General features: G+C 64.1%; 18 protein-coding genes. 6 read left to right on the forward strand and 12 right to left on the reverse strand.

Annotated features, from left to right (window positions below; genetic code table 11):
- Positions 1-10 precede the first annotated feature (10 nt).
- A complete protein-coding gene (ilvA, locus tag EA473_RS05305) occupies positions 11-1222 on the reverse strand; it encodes a threonine ammonia-lyase (RefSeq protein ID WP_124194622.1) in 1212 nt (403 codons plus the stop codon).
- 427 nt (positions 1223-1649) lie between these two features.
- A complete protein-coding gene (locus EA473_RS05310) occupies positions 1650-2054 on the reverse strand; it encodes a gamma-glutamylcyclotransferase family protein (RefSeq protein ID WP_124194623.1) in 405 nt (134 codons plus the stop codon).
- 111 nt (positions 2055-2165) lie between these two features.
- Here EA473_RS05310 and EA473_RS05315 point away from each other — a divergent pair, with 111 nt between their 5' ends.
- Together EA473_RS05315 and EA473_RS05320 are read left to right on the forward strand one after the other, a co-directional pair.
- Entirely contained in the window at positions 2166-3230 is a 1065-nt protein-coding gene (locus EA473_RS05315; RefSeq protein WP_124194624.1) for a DUF7490 domain-containing protein, read from the forward strand.
- Positions 3227-3547: a hypothetical protein gene (locus tag EA473_RS05320; RefSeq protein ID WP_124194625.1), complete on the forward strand. Its 321-nt coding sequence runs from the start codon at positions 3227-3229 to the stop codon at positions 3545-3547. The genes EA473_RS05315 and EA473_RS05320 overlap by 4 nt, the downstream gene beginning before the upstream one ends.
- 23 nt (positions 3548-3570) lie before the next feature.
- On the opposite strand, the gene citZ is transcribed toward EA473_RS05320, so the two are convergent.
- The 4 genes from citZ to EA473_RS05340 all read right to left on the reverse strand — a co-directional run bounded on the left by citZ (position 3571) and on the right by EA473_RS05340 (position 6831).
- On the reverse strand, positions 3571-4719 hold the full coding sequence (gene citZ, locus EA473_RS05325) for a citrate synthase (RefSeq protein WP_124194626.1): 1149 nt from the start codon (positions 4717-4719) through the stop codon (positions 3571-3573).
- 166 nt (positions 4720-4885) lie between these two features.
- On the reverse strand, positions 4886-5539 hold the full coding sequence (locus EA473_RS05330) for a helix-turn-helix domain-containing protein (RefSeq protein ID WP_124194627.1): 654 nt from the start codon (positions 5537-5539) through the stop codon (positions 4886-4888).
- 360 nt (positions 5540-5899) lie between these two features.
- Positions 5900-6262, reverse strand: coding sequence for a cell division protein SepF (locus tag EA473_RS05335; RefSeq protein WP_124194628.1), 363 nt, complete (start codon positions 6260-6262; stop codon positions 5900-5902).
- A gap of 89 nt (positions 6263-6351) precedes the next feature.
- Entirely contained in the window at positions 6352-6831 is a 480-nt protein-coding gene (locus EA473_RS05340; RefSeq protein ID WP_124194629.1) for an RNA-binding protein, read from the reverse strand.
- A 146-nt stretch (positions 6832-6977) separates the two neighbouring features.
- Between EA473_RS05340 and EA473_RS05345 the strand changes: the two genes are divergently transcribed.
- The 3 genes from EA473_RS05345 (at position 6978) to EA473_RS05355 (ending at position 9679) form a co-directional block, all read left to right on the forward strand.
- On the forward strand, positions 6978-7619 hold the full coding sequence (locus EA473_RS05345; RefSeq protein WP_124194630.1) for a TMEM175 family protein: 642 nt from the start codon (positions 6978-6980) through the stop codon (positions 7617-7619).
- A gap of 230 nt (positions 7620-7849) precedes the next feature.
- Complete coding sequence (locus EA473_RS05350; RefSeq protein ID WP_124194631.1) at positions 7850-8143, forward strand: DUF7562 family protein; 294 nt, start codon at positions 7850-7852, stop codon at positions 8141-8143.
- A 237-nt stretch (positions 8144-8380) separates the two neighbouring features.
- Positions 8381-9679: an RNB domain-containing ribonuclease gene (locus EA473_RS05355; protein WP_124194632.1), complete on the forward strand. Its 1299-nt coding sequence runs from the start codon at positions 8381-8383 to the stop codon at positions 9677-9679.
- A 179-nt stretch (positions 9680-9858) separates the two neighbouring features.
- Here EA473_RS05355 and EA473_RS05360 read toward each other — a convergent pair whose 3' ends face one another.
- The 5 genes from EA473_RS05360 to EA473_RS05380 all read right to left on the reverse strand — a co-directional run bounded on the left by EA473_RS05360 (position 9859) and on the right by EA473_RS05380 (position 16453).
- Positions 9859-10392, reverse strand: coding sequence for a GNAT family N-acetyltransferase (locus EA473_RS05360; RefSeq protein ID WP_124194633.1), 534 nt, complete (start codon positions 10390-10392; stop codon positions 9859-9861).
- A 203-nt stretch (positions 10393-10595) separates the two neighbouring features.
- Positions 10596-11549 (reverse strand): bifunctional 2-dehydro-3-deoxygluconokinase/2-dehydro-3-deoxygalactonokinase, encoded by a 954-nt coding sequence (gene kdgK1, locus EA473_RS05365; RefSeq protein ID WP_124194634.1) that lies wholly within the window; start codon positions 11547-11549, stop codon positions 10596-10598.
- A 143-nt stretch (positions 11550-11692) separates the two neighbouring features.
- Positions 11693-12850 carry an RNA 3'-terminal phosphate cyclase gene (gene rtcA / locus EA473_RS05370; protein WP_124194635.1) on the reverse strand — a complete coding sequence of 386 codons (1158 nt, stop codon included), beginning with the start codon at positions 12848-12850 and terminating at the stop codon, positions 11693-11695.
- A gap of 338 nt (positions 12851-13188) precedes the next feature.
- On the reverse strand, positions 13189-15423 hold the full coding sequence (gene mutL, locus EA473_RS05375; RefSeq protein WP_124194636.1) for a DNA mismatch repair endonuclease MutL: 2235 nt from the start codon (positions 15421-15423) through the stop codon (positions 13189-13191).
- Positions 15424-15541: 118 nt separating this feature from the next.
- On the reverse strand, positions 15542-16453 hold the full coding sequence (locus tag EA473_RS05380) for a dihydrodipicolinate synthase family protein (protein ID WP_124194637.1): 912 nt from the start codon (positions 16451-16453) through the stop codon (positions 15542-15544).
- 322 nt (positions 16454-16775) lie between these two features.
- On the opposite strand from EA473_RS05380, the gene EA473_RS05385 reads away from it, so the two are divergent.
- Positions 16776-17978: a hypothetical protein gene (locus tag EA473_RS05385; protein ID WP_124194638.1), complete on the forward strand. Its 1203-nt coding sequence runs from the start codon at positions 16776-16778 to the stop codon at positions 17976-17978.
- A gap of 17 nt (positions 17979-17995) precedes the next feature.
- On the opposite strand, the gene EA473_RS05390 is transcribed toward EA473_RS05385, so the two are convergent.
- The gene (locus EA473_RS05390; protein WP_124194639.1) at positions 17996-18988 is read right to left on the reverse strand and encodes a hypothetical protein; all 993 of its coding nucleotides are present in this window, start codon (positions 18986-18988) and stop codon (positions 17996-17998) included.
- Positions 18989-19150 lie beyond the last annotated feature (162 nt).

A 19150-nucleotide genomic window follows, 5' to 3' on the forward strand; every position in this document is an offset into this window, starting at 1 on the left:
CGCCAGTCGATTAGACCAACACGTCGACCTCGTACCCGGCCTCCCGGAGATCCGTGAGAAACGCGTCGACGTGATCCGGGCCGCGCATCTCGAGGTCGATCTCGACTTCGGTGTCGCTCATCTCGACGTCTCGGGAGGTCCGATCGTGGTGGATCGCGTAGATGTTCGCCCGATGGGCGGTAAAGATGTCGAGCAGTTGCTCGAGCGCTCCGGGCTGGTCGGCGAGGACGGTTCGAATCCGCAGGTACCGTCCGGTCTCGACGAGACCCCGGACGATGACGTTCGTGAGCGTGTTGAGGTCGATGTTCCCGCCCGAGAGAACGGGAACGATCGTCTCGTTTTCGTCGAACTGAAATTTCTCGAAGAGGAGCGCGGCGAGGGTCACCGCGGCCGCCCCCTCGACGACCACCTTCGATCGCTCGAGGAGGTAGACCATCGCGACGGCGATCTCTGGATCCGAGACGGTGACGACCTCGTCGACGTGCTCGCGGATGTGCTCGAACGTCCGTTCCCCGATGGTTCGCGTGGCGATTCCGTCGGCGATCGTGTCGACCCCATCGAGCGAGACGCGTTCCCCCTTTTCGAGCGAACTGGCGGCGCTCGAGGCACCTTCCGCCTGGACGCCGATCACGCGCGCGTCGGGTTTTTGCTCGTTGATCGCGGTGGCGATCCCGCTTATCAGCCCGCCGCCGCCGATCGGAACGACGACGGTATCGACGTCGGGGCAGTCTTCGACGATCTCGAGGCCGATCGTTCCCTGGCCGGCCATGACCATCTCGTCGTCGAACGCGTGGACGTAGGTTCGCGCCTCCTGGCGTTCGATCTCGTGGGCCCGCTCGGTGGCTTCGTCGTAGTCGGTGCCGTCGAGAACGACCTCCGCACCGTAGTTTCGAGTCGCCTTGACTTTCGATATCGGGGCGTGTTCGGGCATGACGATCTTCGAATCGACGCCGACTCGCGTCGCGGCGAGTGCAACCCCCTGTGCGTGGTTGCCCGCACTCGCGGTCACGACGCCTGCGCTTTTCTGTTTCGGCGTCAGCGTCGCGATCCGGTTCGTCGCACCGCGGATCTTGAACGCGCCGGTCCGCTGAAACGTCTCCAGTTTGAGAAACACCTCGGCTCCGGTCATCGACGAGTAGGTGTGAGAGTACTCCAGCGGCGTGTGTCTGGAGGTTTCGCTAACCCGGTCGCGGGCGTCGAGAACGTCCGAGAGTTCGAGCATACCCCCGTGTACTCGCCGCGGACGGTAATAGTGTCGGGCAGCGTAGCAGCTCTCGAGAACGCGTTTCAGACGGATCGCTGTACCGACTTGCCGGGGAAATCCCGTCCCATTCCTGCTCGCACGACACTGACGGGCACCGGACCGTATCGAAGCGCCACTGCTCGGGAGATGTGACGTGAAACCGTCGAACGGAACGGAGTACGGGCTTCGACCGAATTCATCGAAGCCGTCGGCCGTCGTCCGTCCGACGGAACGAAGCGGGCTGTCGAACGCGGACAGCACCGGTGGGAATACAGGGATGCACGGCGTGTGACGTGCGAGTGAAGAGGGGAACGCGGAGTATATAAACCCTGTCCCTCCAGAGTGAAAGTGTAATCGCAGTACATGGCGGCGATGATCTCCTCGTCAGACGACTGGACGACGGTCGTCATTCGTGAGGGCGTACCACGGCGTTCGAACGCTCGAGGCCGCGCCGGACGCGGTCCCGAAACGGTTCCGCGTCCGGCCACTCGACGGGACTGGCGACGCCGAGTCGATCCGGTCGACCGACGTACACGTGCCCCGACTCGTCGCGGTCGACTACCGGAACCGAGACGCGGACGTACAGCCCATCGTCGACGCCCTCGTACCGGTCGAGGCGTTCGAGACCCGCCTCGTCGACGACGAGCAGTCGACCGTCGACGCCTCCGCCCGGAGCGAGCGTCGGGTATTGGCCCTCGACGCGCTGGAGTCCCTCGAGCGTCGCCGTTCCATCGAATTCGTACCGGTCGTCACCGAGTACCGTATCCGCCCGTTCGGGTTCGGTCAGCGTTCCGTAGACGAAGACGTACACAGGTTCGTATTCGAGCCGACGTCACTTTCCGATTGCGCCGAGTTCGACGGCGACCGTTCGTTCACGCAGAATTACACAAAGCACTTATATGATTGGTCGAGATCAGCCGTCATGAACCGCGAGTACGCGCTTGCCGTTGCCGCGCTCGTGGTCGTGGTCGCCGCGCTCACGACTCTCGCCCTCTCCGGTGCGATCGCGGATCCCGCCGATCCCGACGCGGACGCGTCGGTCCACTCCCAGGCAACGCTCCAGGAAGTGACGATCGCTGCCGACGAGGTCTCCGGCGAGTCGGCGACGCTCGCCGTCGACACCTACCTCTACGCGCGTGGCGGTCCCGTCGAGAACGTGACCGTCGTCCACCGGGCGACGAACACCGACACGGGGCTTCTCGAGGACACGACCGAACGAGAGGTCGGGACGCTCGAGGCCGAAATCGAGACGACGGTTTCGGAAACGATCGACGTCCCGCGCGACGGGAGCCACGAGATCGAGACGCTCGTCTACGTCGACGGAACCCGGACCGAGTCGAGGACCCACCGCGTCTCCGGCGTCGACTCGTTGACGCCGGCGTACGCCGACACAGGCCTCGAGTTCCACCGTTTCGGCGGTGACTACGGCGGCGCGTTCGCGACCGTCCCCGCGATCGAGTACTCGATCGAATCGACGTCGGCCGACGACGCGACCCTCGAGGTGACGAGCTATCTCACCAACACCGGCGACGAGACCGCCGACTCGCTCGAACTCGAGGTGAAAGCTCGACAGGCCGATTCGAACATCGTCGCTGACTCCGAGACGGTGCCGATTTCGGACGTCGAGTCCGGCGAGACGGCGACGCCGACCGCGACGCTCGAGGTCACCGACGAGTACAGCTACTACCTCGACGCGGTGCTCTGGCTCGACGGGACGATCGTGGCGACCGAGCGGGGCGTCGCCGATCTCCGCCCGGAATCCGTCGTTGCGAACGAAACCGACACCGAATCGTACCTCGATACGGGCGACTTCGAGACCGACGACGGGTTCGAGGCAGCCGAAGCGGACAGCGACCGTCCCGAACCGGTCGACGACGACCTCGATACGGAGGACGAGTACGACTCGACGCCCGGATTCGGCGTCGTCGGCGCGACCGTGGGGGCTGCAGTGGTACTCGCACTCGCAGCGATACGGAGGAAACGATGACTGATACGCCGACACAGACCGACGACTCGATCGAATCGAACGCAGACCGCTCGCGGTCCCGGACCGGATCACCGGACGGAGGCGACTCCGGACTCGGATCGGGGCGCGTCCGGCAGTTCCTCGCCTGGGCCGGGCTGGCGATCTGTTCGCTGCTCGCATTCGTCGCCCTGATCCAGTTTTACTGGAGCGTGACTGCCGCGATCGACCTCTGGGTCGAACCAAGACACCAGCCGTTGATCCACGCCGCGTTCAATCTGGTCGTTATGTTCGGCTCGCTGATCGGTATCTCCTTGCTCGTCAGGGAACTCAGCGAGTAACGTCCCGTGTCGAACCGTGGCCGTTATCGCTGCTCGAGCGGGACGAACTCCTGGTCCTGCGGTCCGGTGTATCGGGCCCGCGGTCGAATGAGTCGGTTGTCCTCCTGGTACTCGAGGACGTGGGCGATCCAGCCGCCGGCGCGGCTCATCGCGAAGATCGGGGTGTACATGTCGATCGGGATGCCGAGTTGGTAGTAGACCGATCCCGAGTAGAAGTCGACGTTAGGGGCGATCCCCTTCTCGACGAGCCCTTTCTCCTCGGTGAGATACTGCTCGATCGTCGTCGTGTAGTTGTACCACTTGTCCTCGCCCTCCGCGGCGAGTTCCTCGCTGCGCTCCTGGAGGATCTTCGCGCGTGGATCTTTGACGTTGTAGACGCGGTGGCCGAAGCCGGGAATGCGTCGTCCCTCCTCGGTCGCCTGTTCGACCCACTCCCGGTGATCGAGATCGCTCTCGTCGATTTCGATCAGGACCTCCATGACGTCCTGGTTGGCTCCACCGTGAAGCGGCCCGGAGAGCGCGCCGATTCCGCCGGTCACCGCGCTGTAGATGTCCGCCATCGTCGAACCGATCACCATCGACGTAAACGTCGACGCGTTCAGCCCGTGATCCGCGTGCAAGATTAGCGCCTGATCGAACGCCTCGGCTGCGACGTCGTCCGGCTTCTCACCGGTCAACATAAACAGAAAGTTCGATGCGAGGCCGAGTTCGGGATCGGGATCGACCGGCTCCTCGCCGAGGCGATACCGCTCGAACGCCGCGAGCGCGGTCGGAATCTTCGCCGTGATTCGCCGTCCCTTTCGCAGCGTCGCCTCGAGGTCGTCGGGGTCGGCGTCCGTTTCGGGTTCTGACGCCGAGAGCATCGAGACTGCAGTGCGGAGGGCGGCCATCGGCTGTTCGCCGGCGTCGGCGAGCCGTTCCATCGTCACCAGCACGTCCTCGCTGACCGATCGCTCCCCGGTCAGCGCGTCGGAAAACGCCTCGAGTTCGTCAGCCGTCGGGAGGTGACCGTGCCAGAGCAGATAGAGGACCTCCTCGTAGCTTGCGCCTCGGGCGAGATCCTCGATACGGTAGCCGCGATAGATCAGTCGACCTTCGTCACCGTCGATGGAGCTGAGTTCCGACTCTGCGACGAGAACTCCCTCCAGTCCTTTCCTGAGGTCGTCAACCATACTCGGAGTTTCGCATCCCGATGGAAAAGTATTGTCGTTTGGTCGCCTTCACGGCCGAACGCGTCCGATGTCTGCGTTTGCTCGCGCTCGTCACACCGCTGAACGGCTGGTTCCGACAGAGAATTGAACATTCGTCTACCGGTATCCGCAGAAGAGATCAGTCCCGTTATGTTTTCAGGATCGCTCCCATCAGCTTCGTCTGTGCGGCGGCCAGATGCTCGGTAAACGTGGAGCGAGCGACGCCGAGTTCGTCCGCGACGTCCGTCGCATTCGCTCCTTTCGGGTACTCGAAGTATCCCATCCGCTGGGCCGTCTCGAGGACCTCGCGCTGGCGTCCGGTCAGTACGTCTCGGTCGACGACGACCGGATCTTTCGACGCGCTTTCGTGATCTTGCGTAAGCCCCTCGACGAGGACGCCGTCGAACCGTTCTCGAAGATCGTCGACGATTTCGGCGATCTCCTCGAGTTCGAGGGTATGAAACGACAGCAGTAACGACCCGTCCTGGGCGCGGACGGACGTGATCGGCGTTCCGGTGTCCTCGACGACTTCGCAGGCGCAGTCCGCCGTGGATTCGCGTTCGAACCGGTACACCGATTCGCGGTCGTTCGATTGGACCGTGGTCAGTTCGACGTCGTCCACCGGGTCGTGTTCCTCGACTCTGCCGTCTTTGCTGACGCCGAACTCCTCGACGACGACGTCGTCGGCCGTCGATCTGGTCCGCGTCACCGAGTCGATCGGTTCCTCGACGGCCCCAGACACGCCCGCTACCGGACAACCCGCGGGATCGTGGATCACGACGGTCGCACGAAATCCTGACATACACGGATCTACCGGCCGTGACGGGATAACACGGCACCGTTATTCCCGCCGGGTGGAAACACCAGCCGAATCGGGCGAACGGGTTCGGCCTCGCGGTCGGTGCCGCGGACGCACCGCGGTGATCGCCGGAGGCGACACCGGCCTCCCCGTCGGAATCGAACTCACACGGCCAATCGACTCCGCACACCGCCGGTTCCAATCGGACGGCCGCTCCGCTCGAGTCCGTCGTCGAACGGAGGAAACTCGTCCCGCTGGCTGAGACGGATTATTGTAACTGGTTACCGGCGCACCCGCCGCCTGGGTCGCGGGTGTGCCGGCAATGGCTTACAGTAAACCGTATGAGGGATTCCCTCGAGGCGATCAGAACGACTGCCCGAGTTTCTCGCGGCTGATCCGGATGCCGGTGGGCGTGATGATCATCTGATCGTCGCCTTTCCGGACGATGTCGCCGTCGACCTCCTGTGCGACCTGGCGGAGTTCGTCGACGATGTGCTCGACGGTGCTGTCTTTGGTTCGCAGGCGTGTCACGTCTGCGATGACGATGTCGCCGTCGTAGATCGCTTCCTTGATGTCGATCGCGTCGGCCTGTCCGCCGACCTCCGCGATGTGTACCTGCATGCTCGCGCCGGCCGAATCGGCCGCGACGTCGTCGAGATCCAGTTCGACGTAATCCTCGGCGGTTCGGGACTGATCCCCGCCGATGATCTTGCTCATAATTCCCATTGCCTGTAGGCACTGTCGCGGCGAGTATAGTTCTTACGTCAGACACAGTCACGGGGATGGATAGGAATCGGACCCGAACGCTCGTCGGATTAACCCGCGAACTCGTAGAGGTCGTCGCCGACGTGGTGCAAGGAGTCGACGACCTTTCCCTCGTCGCCGACCATCTCGGTCCCGTCCACTCGAGCGCGCCCGATCGCGAGTACCTTTCCGTGAGACTCCTCTGCGATGACGACAAGATCGTCCGGAGAGATGTCGTCGGTCGCCGCCGTAATTCCGGGGCGCATTACGTCCGCGCCGTCGCTGACGAACGAGATCGCGCCCGTATCGACAGTCACGACCCGATCGTCGGGCTCGTAGGCGTTTGCCCCGCGAACCGTCAGGAACGGATCCTCGTCGAAGTACGCGACCTGGGGCTCGCCGTCGATGAGGATCACTTCCCAGTCGGTGTCCTCGAACTCGACGCGTTCGTAGGCGTCTCCGTCCGGAGAAACGCCGAGTTGATCGGCGAGAGTCTCCTCTATGTCCGAGACGGCGTCGCTTCGAAGGTGGTGTCGAGACTTGACCTGCATACGACTGCTTCCCTCCGGACGCATTTAACGGATTAGATTCGTCCCAGGTCGAACCGATCGCGACACCGCGGGACGTCTCTCGTCCCGACCCTCCACCGCGTGAAACGCGAAGGTGATTATTCGGTCCCTCGAGTGGACTGGTCCGTATGGTCAGGACGCTCGGCGGCGAGGGAACGGACCGGATGGAAGCGTTGAGTGACGGGCTGTTCGCGATCGTGCTCACGCTGTTGGTGTTGCAGTTCGACGTTCCCGACGTCCCGGCGGCGGCACTTCCCGGGGCGATCGCCGACCAGGAGACGCTGCTCGTCAGCTACTTGCTCAGTTTCGTGGTCGTCGGCATCTACTGGATCGTCCACCACAACCTCTTTCGATACATCGAGAGCCACGATCGGGTCCTACTGTGGCTGAACCTGCTGTTTTTGCTTTCGATATCGTTCCTTCCGTACCCGACGGAGGTGCTCGGTCTGTACGGAACGCCGTTCGCCTGGACGCTGTACGCGGTCAACTTCGTTCTCGTCGGCGTACTGTTGACGGCCGTCTGGAGCTACGCCGCTCGAGCGGGATTCACCGACGACCGGATCGACGATCGAACCGCGCGAATGGTTACGATTCGTGGGCTCATCACGCCGACCGTCTTCGCGCTGTCGATTCCCGTCGCAGCGGTCGCAGTTTCCGTCGCCTACTTCGTCCCCCTGTTGATCGCCCCGCTCCAGATGCTGTGGGTGCGATACTATCGGCGGGCGACCGAGGACGCCGACGGTGGTGGGCTGATCGACGAACTCGGGTAGTCCCCGTTCGAACCCCCTCCAGCGTCGTCTTCGACGACTCCTGATACGGTTTACTGTAAGTCATTACCGGCGCGACCGCGTCCCACCCTACGGTCGCGCCGGCGAATCGTTACAGCAATCCGTATGAGCGATTCCCTCGTGGTCCCGTGGAAACTGATCGGCCGAACTGACTGTGAACGACTCGGAAACGTGTGACAATTGCTAAATAGTAGCACGGCGTTCGTTCATCCATGTGGCCCTCCCGAAATCGCACGGCGACGGTCACGTGTCTCGCCTGCGGGGACGAGGTCTCCCGATCGACAGCCCGCGAGTACGACAAGTACGGTGATCGCTGGGATCGGGAGGATAAGACGTTCGAACACCTCTGTAAAGACTGCTATACAGACCTGTGTCGCCAGCCTCGAGACGAACTCGAGGACCTCCTCGTCGAACTCGAGGCCGGCGAACGGGGCCAGAAGTCGTTTCTTTCGGGATACATCTCAGCGGTCGAGGACCGCTACGGAACGGTCGAAGAGGAGTCCTGACCTCTCAGTTGTCCCGATTTCCGGCACGATCGCGACACACTCCTGATTGTGACGGTGCAGATCCATTCATGATTGTGACGATGCTGATCCATTCATACGATTTACAGTACGTCGTTTCCGGCACACCTGCGATCTGGGGGGCGGGTGCGCCGGTAATCGGTACGACAATCCGTATCGGTCCGTGGTGCATCGACCTTTCCCGACACGACTTTCACACCCACGTCCGTAGACCCCCCCATGAGCGACGACGAACAGGCCGAAGCCGGTACGGCAGAAGGCCAGGGCCCCATCGAAATCTCCGAGGACCTCTCCCGTCACCTGGAGAACAAGCGCGAGGAACTGTTCGAGAAGTTCGAAATCCGAGACGAGTTCCCCGAAGCGGTACTCGAGGAGGCCACGGAGCTAACCGGCGACGTTCAGGCCGACATCGACGCAGCGATCGACGACCGCGAGGACCTCCGCGAGCTAACGACGTGGACGACCGACCCGATCGACGCCCAGGACTTCGACGACGCCATCTCCATCGAGGAGCGAGACGAGGAGTTCGTCCTCTGGGTACACATCGCTGACGTCACCCACTACGTTCACCCCGAGTCTGCGATGTGGGCCGAGGCAGTCGAGCGAAGCAATACGGTCTATCTCCCTGGCTACACGATCCACATGTTGCCGCCGGTGCTCGCCGAATCCGTCTGCTCGCTCGTTCCCGACGAAGAGCGCTTCGCCCACACCGTCGAGATGCACCTCGACAAGGAGACGCTCACCTACGAGACGATCGACATCTACAAGTCCGTCATCGAGTCGGACGAACGACTCACCTACGGCGAGGCCGAAAACCGCCTCGAGGACCCCGACGCGCCGCTTCACGAGGAAAACGCCCTCGTCCACGAACTCGCCGACCGGATGCACGAACAGCGCAAGGAAGACGGTTCGCTCGTCCTGAACCCCTCCCGGGACCGTGCCCACACCATCATCGAGGAGTGCATGCTGAAAGCGAACAAGGCCGTCACGCACGAGTTGATGTGGAGCCGCGGCGTCGAAGCAATGTATCGAGTCCACCCTCAGCCCAGCCCCGACGAGTGGTCGAAGGCGCTCCAGGAAATCCAGGACCTAGACGGCGTCTCGATCCCCGGCGACACCTGGGACGATCCGCGCAAAGCCGTCAACGCGACGCTCGAGGAGGCCCCCGGTCGGCAACTCGACAAGATCCAGTGGGCGGTGATGAAGGTGATGCCGCGTGCCCGGTACATGAACGATCCGTTCGGCGGTCATCACGCGCTGAACTTCGAGATTTACGGCCACTTCACCAGCCCGATCCGCCGCCTCTCCGATCTGATCAACCACTGGATCGTCTACCAGAACGACGTCCCCGAAACCCTGGTCGAACTCTGCGATCGCGCGAGCGACAAGCAAAAGGACGCCGAACAGTGCGAACGCGAGTACAAGACGTTCCTCCAGGAAGTTGGCCTCGATCCGATGGCGGTCAACAACCGAGGAGTCGAGGTCGTCGACGAAGCCGAAGCCGAGAAAACGTTGTAATACTGTCGGACAGAACTATTTGAAGATCGGTCGCTCTCCTGCGGCCGTCTCCGATGGTGACGGCCGCGAATTCGCGACCGACTTCTCACTGACTTCTGTCCGACAGTATAAGCGACCGCTCGCGCAGCGGTCTTCGGATAAGAAAAACGAAAAGAGCGGGGACGCACCGCCACAGACGTTCAGATCGGCTTTTCGTAGACGTACTCCTCGAGTCCGTTCGCCAGTTCGCTTTCTCTCGTCTCGACGCACTCGAATCCCGTCCCGTCGTAAAACGAGACGCCGACGCGGTTGTCGGCGAGGACGGCCAGGCGAATCCGGTCGAACCGATCCGCGAGGCCGTTCTCGAGAAACTCGAGCAGTTCGGTCCCGGTTCCCTCACCCCAGACGTCGGGATCGACGTAGAGCCGGACGAGATACGCCACCGACGTCTCCTCGGGCCAGGGAACGACGTGAGCGAATCCACGACACCGATCGAGAACCGCCGATGCGGCGTCCTCGCCATCGGCGTCGACGACCAGAAACATCGCATCGTCGCGGCGGCTCGCGTCGGCGATCGACGACTCGAGGTCGCCGAGTGCATACCAGTCGTCGACGATCTCGTCGACCGTTTCCGGACCGAGAACGTCGTCGTAGGCTGCGTGCCAGCTCGCGCGTGCGGTCTTGTGGATCCCCTCCGCGTCGCCGGTCGTCGCCTGCCGAACCTCTCGAGCCATACGGAGTGTACGAGACGGCTATCCAAAAGCTCGGGGCCGGATTGTGGGGAGATCCGAGCAGCGACCCGGTGACCCGTGTCCGCTTCGACCATCACGAACGACCCCATCGAATCCGCTTCACGACTCGGCAGGCCGCTCGTCGCGATCGGGTCCGTTTGCGGGTGTCTACGACCGTTCGGACGCTCGACGACCGATGGATACCGTCACCGCGACAGCTCTTCACCACCCGAGGAGACGACTGCCTCGACCTCTTCTTCGGAGACGAGCGCGACGTCGCCCGGGATCGTCCGCTTGAGCGCTGCCGTCGCCGCGGCGTACTCGAGCGCCGTCGGCACGTCGTCGCCGCTCACCCGGCGGGCGATGAACGCGCCGGTGAACGCGTCCCCGGTTCCGATTTTCGAGACGGTATCGGTCTCGTAGGCACCCTGTTCGTGAACGACGCTATCGTGCCAGCCGATCGCGCCCTCGGACCCGCGGGTGACGACGACCGTCTCGAACTCGTACTGGGAGCCGAGTTTGTGCGCGAGTTGACGTGGATCGCCTTCGAACCCGAGTACTGATCGGGCGTCGCGAGCGGCGATCACGAGGACGTCGATGCCCGGAAAGAGTTTGGTCAGCGTCTCCTCGGCTTCCTCCGGAGACCAGAGCTTTCGCCGGTAGTTGAAGTCGAACGCCGTCGTCGTCCCGCCCTGCCGGGCCGCCTTGAGCATACTGGCCGTGGTGTCTCGAAGCGTCGAGGAGAGCGCCGGCGTGATTCCCGTCGTGAAGAAGACGCGGGCGTTCTGGACGCGATCGACGTCGAATTCGCGGGCTTCGGCGGTCGCGAACGCGGTGTCGTCCCGGTCGTAGATAACTTTCGTCCCACGCGGCGTGCCTGCACGCTCGAGGTAGTACGTTCCCTGTCTCCCGCGATGGCTCCAGACGACGTCGGTGTCGATACCGTACCCACGGAGTTCGCTGACGACGCGTCGGCCGAGCGGTGATTCCGGAACCTTTGACAGCCAGGTCGCCGGCATTCCCAGGCGCTGTGCGGCGATCGCGACGTTGCTCTCTGCGCCGCCGGCGAGCACCTCGAACTCGTCGGCGTCCTCGAGTCGTCGCTCGTCCGGCGGCGAGAGCCGGAGCATGGTCTCTCCAAAGGTGACGAGATCGCTCACCGGTCGGCCCTCCGTGGTCGACCGGTCGTCCGTGACGTGGTCATGCGTCGCTCAACGTTTGGCCGAAGTATAAGTCATGTCATTCATCATCCATTGGCCGCCCGTTCTCACCCCGTTGCTCGCCCGTTTCACTCGAGCCATCCTCACGGCGAGGAGACGGTTACGAGATGAGAGTCGCCATCGCGTTCACACTCGACGCTGGAGCCGAAGGACTCGAGTAACTCGGCTCCGAGCGCGACGTGATCGGTCATCGCTGGAATTCGGATTCGGCCGCCCGCGAGCGCGAGGACCGGAAGCAGCTGATCGGCCATGTGGCGATCGACGGCTGCGTTCCCCTCGAGATACCGAATCGCCGCGTCGGCTGCGTCCTCGCCGACGCGTTCGGCCGGCTTCCCGCGCTCGCCGAGAGCGGTAAACCCCCCGATTGTGTGTTCGTGATCCGTCCTGATCACGATCGCGGTGCCCGGACAGTCACTCGCCGCCGTCGTCTCACGGCGCTCGATGGGGACGAGTTCGCCGCCTCCCACGTCCGCCTCGGTCCGTCGGTCCGCGTCCGCCTCCGGCCGCCGGTCAGCGTCCGCCTCGGTCCGCCGGTCGTCGAAAAACGGTCGCAGGCGCTCGAGCGCTCCGTCCGCTTGCCGTGACGCGACGTCGCTGTCGGCCAGTGTGACGGCCTCCGTCGAGTAGATTCGAACGCCCTCGAGCGGTCCGCGGTCGACGAGGTCGATTCGGTCGAACCGCGACGGTGCGAGGTGGAGCGTCACGTGACCGCCGCCGTCGGGACAAAATCCGCGGCGGTCGACCTCGCAGGCGGCGACGAGACCGAACCGACGAAGCAGCGGGAGCTTTACGTACTGGAGGTAATCGATAGGAGGCGACCACTTCACGTCCGTTCCGCCGGTCACCGTGATCGAAAGCGGCGATTCGAGGACGGCTGCGAGGGGGGCCAACGCGTCGAGCAGCAACGAGATACTCCCAGCCGTTCCGATGTCGACGCGATAGCGCCCTCCCTCGAGCGGCCTCTCCTGGCGGCCGTCCGGCTGGGATCTACGATCATCGACGGAACGATTCGGGTCGAATTCGACGCACTCCGAGCCGAGTTGTGCTCCCGTTACGTCGGCGTCACAGAGTTCGGCCACCGTCTCGAGGGTGGCGAGGTGCTGGTGACCGAGTCCCGGTGTCGGCCGGTCGCCGCGGACGTGTTCGATGTGAATCGGTTCGTTGTAGCGGACCGAAAGTCCGAGCGCAGTCCGAAGGAACTGCCCGCCGGCGTTCGATCCATCGAGTCGACGGGTCGTCATGCATACCGCTACGACCGCCATCGACGTACCGTTGTGGGCTCGAACGGCAGTCGACAGGGGTGAGTTCGCATCGCATCGTCCGACTGATCCACGAACATTGATAGTGTTTCGAAATAGAGTGAAAAGCGGTCCCGAAGTCAGAGGCATGTATCACGGGGAACGTTCGGGACAGGTTCACAGGGAGTTCCGATCGGAGCTGACCCGATCGGTCGGTCCCTTCGATTTCTCGAGGACGAGGTTCATCCCGCCGACCCGACGAGACGTTCGATTCGCCGAGCAGGATCGATTTCGTCGTTCTTTTCGAAATAACCGATTCCGTCGACGGTTTCCAGATGCTACTACCCACCGTGGCCGGGATAATCCCGCTCGAAGCGCTCGTCGATCTCTCGCTCGTCGAACTGGACGATCACCGGCCGGCCGTGGGGGCAGGCGTAGGGGTTCTCACAGTTGTCCAGGGCGGCGAGCAGGTCGACGACGGACCCCTCGGTCAGTGACGTGTTTCCGGTCAGCGAGGGATAACAGGCGAGATCGCCGAGGAACTCGTCGGCCAGCGCGTCGACCGTCTCGCCGCCCGTTTCGCGGTCGCCGTCGACGAACGACGCGAGCACGTCCCGCAGTTGCGACGGCTCGAGGGTCTCCTCGAGCACCGCGGGGACGGTCGTCACCGCGACCGTTCGGTCGTCGATCCGGTCGGCGTAAAAGCCCAGCCGCGAGAGCGCTTCGCGGTAGCCTTCGAACGCCTCGACTTCGCCGGCCGTGAGCTCGAGTTCGACCGGTTCGGCCAGCGCCTGTGCGGTCGGATCTTCGGCAAACGCCGACCGCAGTCGCTCGTAGTTCACCCGCTCGTCGGCGGCGTGCTGGTCGATCAAGGCGAGCCCGTCGGCCGTCTCACAGACCAGATACGTCTCCGAGAGCTGTCCGAGCACGCGAAGCGGGGGCAACGAATCGTACTCGGTGTGCTCGTCGGCGACCGGTTCGCCCGCGAGCGTTCGCTGCTCGGTCGCGGCGGCGAACTTCCGGTCGGGCTCGAGGTCGTCGATCCCGCTTTCGTGATTGGCGTCGTCGGTCGAACCGCCCCTGCTGGCGACCTCGGTGGTCGAGTCGAGTCCGGTCGACGACTCCGCCCTCGTGTTCGCCGTCGATTCCGCCTTCGTCGCCCCGGACGACCGAGTGCTCGAGGTGGTAGCGGCGTCGGTCTCGAGCGACGACGCGTCGGCTGTCGAGTCCGCGTCCGCGGGCGACCCCGACGCCGTCGATCCGCTCGCGTCGCCGTTCGTCGACGTCTCCGGTTCGGTTTCGTCCGCCACGTGCTGAGTGTCGTCCGTCGCAGTCACGTGCTGATCGTCGTCCGCCGACCTCGAGGCTTCGGCGTCCGCAGTCCCCGGTGCAGATTCGCTGCCGCCAGCGTTTGCGGGCTGACCTGAGTCCCGCGACCCCTGTGGTCGGACCGCCGCCTCGCCGGGCGCGGATCGACCGCGGGGCGCACGAGAGCGAAGCAGCCCGTGCTCTAACAGCGCCGCCTCCACCGCGGCGTCGACCTGTCGGCGGACCGCGTCGTCGTCGTCGAATCGCACCTCGCGCTTTCGCGGGTGGACGTTGACGTCGACCGCGTCGCCGGGAACCTCGTGAAAGAGGACGGCGAATGGGTAGCGGTCGCCGCCCAGTTGCGTCCCGTACGCGCCCATGATTCCCTGCCGGATCGCGTCGGCGGTCACCGCGCGGCCGTTGACGTACGTCGCGAGGTACTCCCTGCTCGAGCGGTTCGTCTCGGGGTGGGAAACCAGTCCGGTGACCGACTCGAGCGGGCCGGGTGGGAGTTCCTCGTCGACGTCGACGGGGATCATCGCCGAAGCGACCTCGCGACCGTAGACGGCCAATACGGCGGCCTGGAGGTCGCCCTGCCCCGTCGTCGCGAACACCTCGCGACCGTCGTGGGTAAGCGAGACCGCGACGTCGGGGTTGGCGAGCGCGTAACGGGTGACGACGCGGTTGACGTGGGCGAACTCCGTCGCCGTCGTCTTCAGGAACTTCCGGCGGGCTGGCGTGTTGTAGAAGAGGTCCTCGACCTCGACGACCGTCCCCTCGGGACAGCCCGTCGGCTCGACGGAGACGACCTCGCCGCCCTCGTAGACGAGCTCCGTCCCGACGTCAGCTTCGCTTCCGGCCCCCGTCCCCGAGTCACCCGAGTCCGCCCGCGGGCGCGACCGGATCGTCGTCCGCGAAACCGAGCCGATCGTGTGCAGCGCTTCGCCGCGAAAGCCGAGGGTGGCGACGCCGGACTCGAGGTCCTCGAGGCTCTGGATCTTGCTCGTCGTGTGCTGGCGGACGGCGGCTCGCAGGTCGGCTTCGGACATCCCGCGGCCGTCGTCGGCGACCCGGACGAGTTCGGTCCCGCCCGCCTCGACCGCGACGTCCACGCTGTCGGCGTCGGCGTCCAGGCTGTTCTCGACGAGTTCTTTGACGGCGCTTGCGGGCCGCTCGACGACCTCGCCGGCCGCGATTCGCGCGACGGTGTCCTCGTCGAGCTGGCGGATCTCGGTGCCGTCGTCGCCGGTCCCTCTCTCGTCGGTCATCGCCACCCGCGGACGAACGTGTCTCTTCGACGATCCTCGAGCGAACCGGCTTTCGCCAGAATACGCGCTCCGTCCCCGTTCATACTGGGCTGTCGTTGCGGCCGCCCCTCAATAGGTGTTACGCGTGGTCGGACCGACTTGCCGTCTCGAGCAGGTCGTCGGTCGCCGTCTCAATCGCCTCGCGACCGTCCGCCGGGACCGAGACGAGCGGCGGCCGAACCGAATCCGAGGGGATCACTCCCCGGTGGACGAGTGCGGCTTTGGTGACCGGCGCGAACCCGTACTCGTTGCAGGGTTCGAAAAGTGTCGAAACGGCGTCCTGCAAGATGAGTCCGCGCTCTTCGTCGGCCGCCTCGAGCAACTCGCCGAACAGGGTCGGCGCGGCGTGAGACAGCGCGTTTACCCCGCCGTCGCCCCCCATCCGGAGCGCCGGCACGAGCAACGCGTCGTACCCCTGAAGCACGAGGAACTCCTCCGGCGTGCGACGGACGGCCGTCCGGAAGTACTCGAGGTCGCCGCTCGAGTCTTTGATTCCGATCACGTTCTCGCGGGTGGCGATCGACTCGAGCGTCTCGGGTTCGATCCGCAGGCCGGTACACGTCGGGATGTTGTACAGGACGAGGGGAAGCGGCGACTCGTCGGCCACCGACTCGAAGAACTGCCGGTTGCCGGCCGGAGCGTTCGCCGTGTGGAAGTACGGCGGAACGATCGCGGCGGCGTCGGCTCCGACATCGGCGGCGTCTTCGATCGCGGTGAGCGTCTCTGGTACCGTCGTCGCGGCCGCACCCGCGAGCACCGGCACCTCTCCGTCGGCGTGCTTCACTACGAGTTCGGTGACCCGCGTTCGCTCATCGGGCGTCAAACTCGCGAACTCGCCCGTGGTTCCACACGGGAACAGGCCGTCGATACCGTTCTCGAGGAGGTGATCGACGACGTCCTCGAGCGCCGCTTCGTCGATCTCGTCCGATTCCGGGTCGAAAGGCGTCACGAGAGGGGTTGTCATTCCCTCGAGTGCTCGTGAAAGGTCCATCTCGGCTGTGCTTTCGGCGGTATGGCCAAAACACCTCTGTTCGGCGATTCGGTGGGGTTCGCGTCGACCGACGCGAAACGGGTTCAGCGGTGAACTGCCTGGGAGTCTGCTCCGAAGCACTTGACCGTTCTTCCTCGAATCAGTTCGAACTGGATCCCGCTGTAGAGCGGGCGAACGTGCTGATTGATGATCGTTCGCTACTCGTTGGCTGGCGATCACCGGCGCTGATTCGAGCGACGCGTTCTCGAATACAACTCGAGATAGTTTGGAATGTATATAATTATACAATAGATATATATACAGTATTGTAGCCCAACCAGTTATGGATGATAATAACCATCCGCTAGATCGGCGCTCGGCACTGAAAATGATCGGCGTGGGCGCACTCGGTGCATCGGCTACGCTGGCAGGGAGTGCAACTGCACGACAGCAGAGCCTCCAGAACCCGCCCAGTACCTACGAGACGCTCCGCGGGAGCGTACAGGAACCCGTCGACGGATCGGCCGTCGACGACCTACGAGACTCGTATTCCGACGGCGGGACCACGATGGACTCCGAATCGTCGTCGCGGCTCTATCTCGACGTCGAAGAGAGCTTTTCCGACGTTCGTATCGTCGGATACAATATCTTGACCGACGATGCCGGGAACGTTCGAGAGCAGTTCGTAACCGCCGGGCCGGAGCGATACATTCCCGACGGACCCGGGGTACGGTCGGCGGGCAACTCGAGGCTCGACTCGAAAGCCGACGAGTTGCTCGAGCGGGCGGGATCGACGGACGCCGTATCCACCGAGGACGCCACGACCCAGAACGACTGGGACGTAGACTGGAGCGACTGGTCGTATTTCGGATCCGACGATATCTACCACGAGGAGTTCACCGATACGGAGATCTCCGACGCGAAGCCGGGGGCCGTGGAGTTCACCAACGAGGTCAGAAACTCGTGGGAGGACGATCGGATCGCGGCCCGGTCGAAGATCCGGATGGAACCAGGCCGGGAGCTGTGCAAGGACGGATTCGACGAATACTGTACGTCGGGCACGGTTCATACTGGCTGGCGGAATCGGGAAGCGAGAGTGTACCTCGACTGGGACCAACCGTGGAACACGGTCGATACGGACGACCTGCTTGTGAGTACGGATCCGGAAGGACAGGTCGAAGACGTCAGTACGACCCGTGGGGTGAGTATGGGACTCGACTTGAGCAAAGATCCCGGCCTCTCGATCGGGTACAACAGCAGCGTTACGATGAACGGCGCGTACCTCCGGGACAGGACGACCAAGAGATCCGGCCGCTCGGACCACGAGTTCAAGATCACCAGCTCGAGAGCCGAATCCGCGAAGTATCCCGCGGTGTTCGAGGTCGGCAGCGTCTCGCGTTACGACACCGACTGTGGCGGGATGCCGATCCCCACGACCGCCCTGAACATCGACGTCGATCTTCGCTGGGGGCTTCGCCTCCCTCGGATCGGATGGATGAACAGTCACCGCGACGATAAGTCGTTCAGCTACACCAGGTACTGTTAGAAACGACGCGTCCGGTATCAGGACCGAACCGGACAGCCGACGGTGCGGAGGAACGATCTAACCAACGCCAGCGACGCCGCCGTCTCGCTTCTGAACTCGAGGGTCACCACCTGGTTGTCCCGCTCGAGCGCGACGTACTCGCGCACCTCCGGGGGGTCGAACGGATCGTCCGCGTCGTTCTGGCCGTCCCGGTCCAGTGTGGCTCCGATCTCGTCGTGGACGTCGCGTGCAGCGTCGAGCGAGTTCGTCCACAGGTTCGCGTCGACGATTCGTTCCCCATCTGCGGAGTGTGCCGATCCGAACGCGTACTCGACGGCCTCGGCGATGTCGTCGTCGGGTACGAGCGGTCCCGGACAATCGCTGCCGGGGGTAGCGAACGCGAACCGAACGGGCGCGTCCGTCGTCGCCCCCTCGAACGTTCGTAACAGATCGCCCGTGAGCGGGTCGGCGTCGGCGTGCCAGACGTCCACGACGGCCCGGCTCATCGCTTCGGCACCGATGACGAACGCGTCGTCGGTGAGCGAAGCCACGGTCGACTCACCGAGGCTGTACGTGACGGCCTCGTCGTCGTTCGATTCAGCCGTCACGCCGGCGACGGTCTCGAGTTCCTCGAGCAGATCGGCTTCCCCCCACGTCGTCCATACGATCGCCACCGATCCGTCGGCGTCGTTTCCACAAAGCACCAGCTTTCTCAGCCCCGACGGATCGACGTCGGTCTCCGTCTCGCCGCCGACGATCGCCGAGAGCGACTCCGGCACGTCGGCGAACGCAGCCGATTCGAGGATCGTTGTCGTGGCTTCCCGTGCGGTGTCGTCGTCCGCGAGTTCGCCGACTCGAGCGTGAACGAGTCGATCTATTCCGCCGGGTACCGTTCCAGCCGAGAACGATCTAGCACCGGGCCCGTCATCGGTTCGATCTCGACCGAACCACGCGCCACCGACGATACCAGCTCCGGCGGCGAGCCCACCGGTTGCGATTACGGCGCGGCGTGAGAGAGCGGGGACTTTCATCACGTATTTTTCTACTCACAGGAATATAACTATTTTGTGCTATTCGAGCGGATCAATTCCTGGTTGCCCCGCTCGAGAACGCTCACGAGTGCGGCGGCTTCCGATACGGTCCGCTGGCAGTCGTTACCGGTGTGACCGGTGACCGCTCGCGTCACACCGGTA

The sequence above is a fragment of the Natrarchaeobius chitinivorans genome, assembly GCF_003841505.1.
Classification (GTDB): Archaea; Halobacteriota; Halobacteria; order Halobacteriales; family Natrialbaceae; genus Natrarchaeobius; species Natrarchaeobius chitinivorans.

Coding starts and splice junctions, on each gene's coding strand:
- ilvA (WP_124194622.1), bottom strand. CDS start 1,222: ATGCTCGAACTCTCGGACGTTCTCGACGCCCGCGACCGGGTTAGCGAA.
- EA473_RS05315 (WP_124194624.1), top strand. CDS start 2,166: ATGAACCGCGAGTACGCGCTTGCCGTTGCCGCGCTCGTGGTCGTGGTC.
- EA473_RS05320 (WP_124194625.1), top strand. CDS start 3,227: ATGACTGATACGCCGACACAGACCGACGACTCGATCGAATCGAACGCA.
- citZ (WP_124194626.1), bottom strand. CDS start 4,719: ATGGTTGACGACCTCAGGAAAGGACTGGAGGGAGTTCTCGTCGCAGAG.
- EA473_RS05330 (WP_124194627.1), bottom strand. CDS start 5,539: ATGTCAGGATTTCGTGCGACCGTCGTGATCCACGATCCCGCGGGTTGT.
- EA473_RS05335 (WP_124194628.1), bottom strand. CDS start 6,262: ATGGGAATTATGAGCAAGATCATCGGCGGGGATCAGTCCCGAACCGCC.
- EA473_RS05340 (WP_124194629.1), bottom strand. CDS start 6,831: ATGCAGGTCAAGTCTCGACACCACCTTCGAAGCGACGCCGTCTCGGAC.
- EA473_RS05345 (WP_124194630.1), top strand. CDS start 6,978: ATGGTCAGGACGCTCGGCGGCGAGGGAACGGACCGGATGGAAGCGTTG.
- EA473_RS05350 (WP_124194631.1), top strand. CDS start 7,850: ATGTGGCCCTCCCGAAATCGCACGGCGACGGTCACGTGTCTCGCCTGC.
- EA473_RS05355 (WP_124194632.1), top strand. CDS start 8,381: ATGAGCGACGACGAACAGGCCGAAGCCGGTACGGCAGAAGGCCAGGGC.
- EA473_RS05360 (WP_124194633.1), bottom strand. CDS start 10,392: ATGGCTCGAGAGGTTCGGCAGGCGACGACCGGCGACGCGGAGGGGATC.
- rtcA (WP_124194635.1), bottom strand. CDS start 12,850: ATGACGACCCGTCGACTCGATGGATCGAACGCCGGCGGGCAGTTCCTT.
- mutL (WP_124194636.1), bottom strand. CDS start 15,423: ATGACCGACGAGAGAGGGACCGGCGACGACGGCACCGAGATCCGCCAG.
- EA473_RS05380 (WP_124194637.1), bottom strand. CDS start 16,453: ATGGACCTTTCACGAGCACTCGAGGGAATGACAACCCCTCTCGTGACG.
- EA473_RS05385 (WP_124194638.1), top strand. CDS start 16,776: ATGGATGATAATAACCATCCGCTAGATCGGCGCTCGGCACTGAAAATG.
- EA473_RS05390 (WP_124194639.1), bottom strand. CDS start 18,988: ATGAAAGTCCCCGCTCTCTCACGCCGCGCCGTAATCGCAACCGGTGGG.